Raw genomic sequence first — 5,970 nt, 5'->3', positions numbered from 1 at the left:
TTGTTTTATAATTAATTATATATTATTATATAACAATCTAATTTTAATTTTATGGAATATATTATGACAAAGAAAAAAGACAGAATCATAACATTTATTTTAGTTTTGATAATTATAATTTTAGTCAATTTGATTATCAATCAATTCAATCCCTCTTTGGATTTAACGAGGGATAAAGTTTATTCTTTAAGCAGAGAAAGTAAAACTCTCATAAGAAATATAAAAGAGCCTATGAGCGTTAAATTTTTTGTGACGCCGAATCTTCCTCCGCCTTTTTCAACTTACGAAAAATATGTGAGAGATATATTCGAAGGTTATAAATCTCAAAATATCAGTTTTGAAATTGTGGACGCTTCAAAAAATCAATCTCTTGCAAATCAATACGGAATAAACTCTCGTCAAATAAGCGTATTGGAGAGAGACCAAGCTCAAAGTAGAATCGCGTATATGGGACTCGCATTTTTATACGGAGATTCTATAGAAACTTTGCCGTTTATAGAATCCACCGAAGGTTTGGAATATAATATCGACACGGCTATAAAAAAATTAATCGACAAAAACGATAAATTAAGGAGACTCGAAAATAATTTGAATGTTTATTATATCGCCTCTCCAGAAATTTACGGACTCTTGCCTTTGGGAGCGGCTACTTCCGTTCCAGATTCCATAATGCAAGCGGTAAACGAAGCGAATCAAAATCTTATGAATAAAGTCGTTTTCAATAATTTGGATATGTCAGGCGATAACGAAGAAGCGGAAGAAATATTGAATAGATTAAATATAAAAAAATTGGAATGGGAAGATATTAAAGACGAAAGCGGAAATTTAATCGCAAAAGCTGGAAGCGGTTATTTTTCTTTGATTTTGGAAAACGGAGACAATATAAAAGAACTTTCAACGGCTTCGATTCTATACGGAGATTTTGCGGCTGTTAAAAACGATATATTAAAAAATATTGACGGTATGCTCGGAATCAAGGCTAATATAGGCTATATAACGGGACATGGCGAGCCTTTTTATTTGGATATTCCTCAAGAATTTGGAGGAAATCCGCCAGAGGTTAACAGATACGACCTTTTTACGGAATATTTGGGAGAAATAGACGCAAATCATAATTTTGAAATCATAGACACTACGACTGAAAATATTCCTTCGTTTATAGACGCTTTGATAATAGCGGGAAGTCGAACTCCTTTTACGGAAAGCGAATTATATAAAATAGACCAATTCATAATGAGCGGAAAACCCGTTTTATTTATGCTCAACGGTTTTAATATAGAGGAAAGCACTTATCCCGTGTATGGCGAACCTCAATTAGTTTTAATCGACAACAGATTAAACAATATTCTTACAAATTACGGTTTATATATAGCCTCGAATATGATATTTGACGAAAACGCTTATAGAAACAGAAATCAGCAAACGGGACTCGAACGAAGATTTTATAATGTTCCTATGATAACTACGGAAAATGTAAATTCCAGAAACGACATAACGAAAAGCATAAGTTTAATAATCGCTCCGATGTCTTCGGAAGTTTTGATTAATACGAATATTGAAGGCGTAAGAATAACTCCTTTGCTACATACGAGCGATAGAAGTTGGATTGAAACGGAAAATATATCTTCCTCTATGGAAGAAGCGCCTTCCGATGCGAGCAGATTTTCAAAAAGACTTCTTGCGGCGATATCCGAAGGCAGAATGGAAAGCGCGTTTTTGGGAAAAGAAATTACAAATAACAATACGAATAATAATCGAGGCAATATAGCGAATATAAATAGAATAAATTCTACGAGCGATGGAAAAATAATAGTAATCGGCTCTTACGATATGGGAAAAAACAGCGCTTATCAGGCGAATAAAATTTTCTTAATGAATATAATCGACTATATGGCGGGAGACGGCGGACTCATGAGCATAAGAAGAAAGGGAGCGATATTCAATCCTCCTTATCAAGTTCCAGAAAGTTTCAAATTATTCGTTAGGATTATAAATATAGTGATTGTTCCTTTAGCTGTCATAGTATTCGGACTTGCGTTATGGAATTCGGACAAAAAGCGAAGAAAGAAAATATTTGAGAAATTCAATAATGCCGAAAAAGAATAACATTATTTTTATCTGTGAAAATTGCGGAGAGACAACTATTAATTGGATGGGAAAATGCCCGTCCTGTAATTCTTGGAATACCTTAAAGCCTTTTACAGAACCAGAAGAAAATAAAATTAATGTTAAGAATATAAATAAAAATAATAGCGGAGATAAAGCTCCGCTCACTTCGATAAAAAAAATAAAAACTTTCGACAATATTAGAATATCTACCGAAATAGACGAACTTAACGGAGTTTTGGGAGGCGGAATAGTATCTGGAAGCGTCATTTTAATAGGAGGCGAACCTGGAATTGGCAAGTCTACCCTACTCTTACAAGTCGCTTCGAATATAGCCAAAAAAGAAAAAGTATTTTATTTTACGGGCGAAGAATCGTTGGAGCAAATTAAATTAAGAGCGGATAGATTAAATATAAACGATTGCGATTTTTTAATATCTTCCGAGTCGAATGCGGACAATATCGTCAATACTCTTTTGGAAGAAAAACCTAAACTTGCTATTATAGATTCTATTCAAACTATTTATAGTCCGTCAACGAACAGTATCGCTGGCTCTCCCGCTCAAATAAAAAACTGCGCTTGGGCTTTGATGCAAACGGCAAAATTAAAAAATATAACGATTTTTTTAGTCGGACATATAACGAAAGAAGGAACTATAGCGGGACCGAAAATACTCGAGCATATAGTCGACTGCGTTTTATATTTTGAAGGAGACGATAAAGGAATATATAGAATATTAAGAGCCGTAAAAAACAGATACGGAGCGGTTGACGAGGTTGGAATATTTGAAATGACGGAAAAAGGACTTTTGGAAGTGAAAGACGCTTCGAGAGTGTTTACAAAAGGAATCAACGAATCGATTTTTGCTGGAAATGTCATAACTCCCGTGATAGAAGGAAGCAGAGTTTTTTGCGTGGAACAGGAGGCTTTAGTCGGAAGTAGCGCGTTCGGTTATCCGAGAAGATTAACGATAGGATACGACCAATATAGACTTTTAATAATAATAGCTATTCTTGAAAAACGAGCGCATCTTAATTTGTCGAATCAGGATATTTATCTAAATATTGCAAACGGGCTTAATGTAAAGGAAACGGCAAGCGATTTGTCGGTGGCGATGGCTATAGCTTCGAGTATGTCGGGCATTGCAATTCAAAGAACAACGGCTTATATCGGCGAGCTTGGGCTTTCGGGGGAAGTTCGTCCCGTTAGATTTTTAGAAAGAAGAATAAAAGAAATGAAAAAATTCTCTCTTAAAGAAGTTTATATTTCAAAAAGAGCTTTAAAAGAAATTGAATCTTCAAAAGTAGCCGAAGGAATAAAAATTATAGGAATAGAGCATATTTCCGAAGCGGTTAAAAGATTGGGAATAAATTAAATTTTTATTCTTATTTTCAATTAAAATACTCGCTTATTATTTCTTTCAAACCGTTTTTATCGAGTTTGTATAATTCCAATAATTTATTTCTTGTCGCGACTTCAAAAAATTTATCGGGCAACGCATGAATTTTGACGGGTTTTAATATTTCGTTATCCGCCATGATTTCCAAAATTGCGCTTCCAATTCCGCCTTTTTTAATATTTTCTTCTATTATTAAAATTTTATCCGATTTGTTTATAAAATCGATTATAGTTTTTTCGTCAAGCGGTTTCAAAGTCGACAAATTTAAAATCGAAGCGTCTAAATTAATTTCGTTTACCGCATCGACAATATCAATCAATGTCTGTCCGTAGCTTATTATACAATTTTTTTTACTCTCGCTTTCTCTCACAATATGCGCTTTTCCAATTTCAAAATCACTCGCAATTATATTTTCTTTATTATTTTCGTTCTCTCTAACCGCCGATTTATTATATCTTATAACGGTAGGTCCTTTATGTTCTATAGACTTTTTAACCATAGCCTTAAAATCTTCTTCAAAAACTGGAGACATTATTACTATATTTGGAATTATTCTCAAAAAAGAAATATCGAAAACTCCCTGATGAGTGTCTCCGTCTTCTGGCACGAGTCCCGCTCTGTCAATCATAAATTTAACATTGGCGTTCATTATGCAAGCGTCATGTATTATTTGGTCGTATCCTCTTTGCAAAAAAGTCGAATACAAACAAACGAACGGAATTAGTCCGCTTTCTGCAAGCCCAACAGCAAAAGTTATCGAATGCTGTTCGGCGATTCCAACATCAAAAAATCTATCTTTAAAAATTTTCGCAAATTCTGTAAGTCCCGTTCCCGATTCCATTGCCGCCGTTATTGCCACGATATTTTTATTTTCTTTAGCCGCTTCAATTATACTCTCTCCCGCAATAAAAGAAAAAGTTTTTCCCGAAGGTTTTGATTTTGTCTCTCCCGTTTCAATATCGAAAGGAGCTATTCCATGAAATTTAGACGGATTTTTTTCGGCTATTTCGTATCCTTTGCCTTTAATCGTATTTACCTGAATTATTCTTGGTCCATTTATTTGTTTTATTTTTTCAAATGTGGAAATTAACTCTTCGTAATTATGTCCGTCAACCGGTCCGAAATATTTAAAACCCAATTCTCTAAAAGCGATTCCAGGAGCTACAAAACTTCTAATAGCTCCCTTTCCTCTGTCTATTATTTCGTTTGCAATATCTCCGAATGGAAGAGCGGAAACCAAATCTTTAACTTTATAAGAAGCCTCTTGAATTAGGATGTCGTTTAATGTGGCGTTTAGAAATTTTGAAATCGCGCCGATATTTTTTCCAATCGACATTTCATTATTATTCAAAACTATAATCATATCGGTATTTGTATGGGCGATATTATTCATAGCCTCGAGAGCCATTCCGCCCGTCATAGCGCCGTCCCCGATAATAGCTATAACCTCTCCGCTACCAACCAAAATATTTTTAGCTTTTGCCACTCCGTAAGCGAAAGAAAGCGAAGTGGAAGCATGTCCCGTCTCTTCAATATCATGTTCCGATTCGCATCTTTTCGGAAAACCAGAAATTCCTCCGTAGGCTCTCAATGTGTGAAATTTGTCTTTTCTTCCCGTTAGAATTTTATGAGTATAGGTTTGATGTCCGACATCGAATATAAAAGCGTCTTTTGGAGAATCGAATAAATAATGAAGAACTATCGTTAAATCAACGACTCCCAAATTGCTTCCCAAATGCCCTCCATTATTTGAAACTGTTTTTATTATAAAATCTCTTATTTCGGCTGCGAGCAAAGGAAGTTCTTCTTTTTTTAATTTTTTCAAATCCAAAGGACTATTTATATTTTCTATATACATACTTTATCTATACTTTTAACAATTTTTTAATATTATAACCGCAAAATATATTATTTCAATATTGAAAATTCATAAATTTTTAATTATTTAATCAAAATATGCAAATATTCCGTTGTGTCGTCTTTTTTACTTAAACGATTACTATCCGCTTTGAATCTTTTATAGGTTTTATTTTTCAAATCGTATTTTCCGTATTTTTCAAAAATTTCTTTAATTTGATTTAATGACAACAAACCTTCATCGTTATAACTTAAAAATATAAATTTAAAATCGGCGTTTTTTATCAGGTTTTCCAACTCTTTATAAACTTTATCTTTTTTACACCAATTAGATTTTTCATATTCTCTTAATCCCGTTTTGCCTTTCGGAGTAAAATCATCGTAAAGCGCAATCGTATTAAGCAAATGATAATTAGCTCCGTATTCTCTCGCGTTATATGGCGGGTCGAGGTAAAGTATATCTCCTTTGATTTTTTTGATAAGAATGTTTGCATCCTCGTTAAAAATATCATGTTTATTTTCGTTTATTTCAAATTCCGCTGGTTTTAATATAAGTTCTTTTTGAGCGGATTTTTTAATATGTTTCAGGATTTTTTAATATGTTTCAA

Annotated in this window: 4 protein-coding genes; 2 read left to right on the top strand and 2 right to left on the bottom strand. The window is 33.5% G+C overall.

All coding sequences use genetic code 11. The features are described 5' to 3' along the window. The first annotated feature begins 63 nt into the window (after positions 1-63). Positions 64-2,106, top strand: a complete 2,043-nt coding sequence (locus EZH24_RS06100) for a Gldg family protein (protein ID WP_137998248.1) — start codon at positions 64-66, stop codon at positions 2,104-2,106. After that, positions 2,090-3,481 carry a DNA repair protein RadA gene (radA, locus tag EZH24_RS06095; protein ID WP_137998249.1) on the top strand — a complete coding sequence of 464 codons (1,392 nt, stop codon included), beginning with the start codon at positions 2,090-2,092 and terminating at the stop codon, positions 3,479-3,481. The genes EZH24_RS06100 and radA overlap by 17 nt, the downstream gene beginning before the upstream one ends. 16 nt (positions 3,482-3,497) lie before the next feature. Here the strand turns inward: radA and dxs are convergent, their stop codons facing one another. After that, positions 3,498-5,363, bottom strand: a complete 1,866-nt coding sequence (dxs, locus tag EZH24_RS06090; protein WP_137998247.1) for a 1-deoxy-D-xylulose-5-phosphate synthase — start codon at positions 5,361-5,363, stop codon at positions 3,498-3,500. Positions 5,364-5,446: 83 nt separating this feature from the next. Next, positions 5,447-5,941: a DNA adenine methylase gene (locus EZH24_RS06085; protein WP_272897878.1), complete on the bottom strand. Its 495-nt coding sequence runs from the start codon at positions 5,939-5,941 to the stop codon at positions 5,447-5,449. Between the last annotated feature and the right edge of the window lie 29 nt (positions 5,942-5,970).

It is taken from the genome of Brachyspira catarrhinii, from assembly GCF_005518285.1.
GTDB classification, from domain to species: domain Bacteria; phylum Spirochaetota; class Brachyspiria; order Brachyspirales; family Brachyspiraceae; genus Brachyspira; species Brachyspira catarrhinii.
Note: the sequence above shows the minus strand (reverse complement) of the source record. Positions and strands in the feature narration are given on the sequence as shown.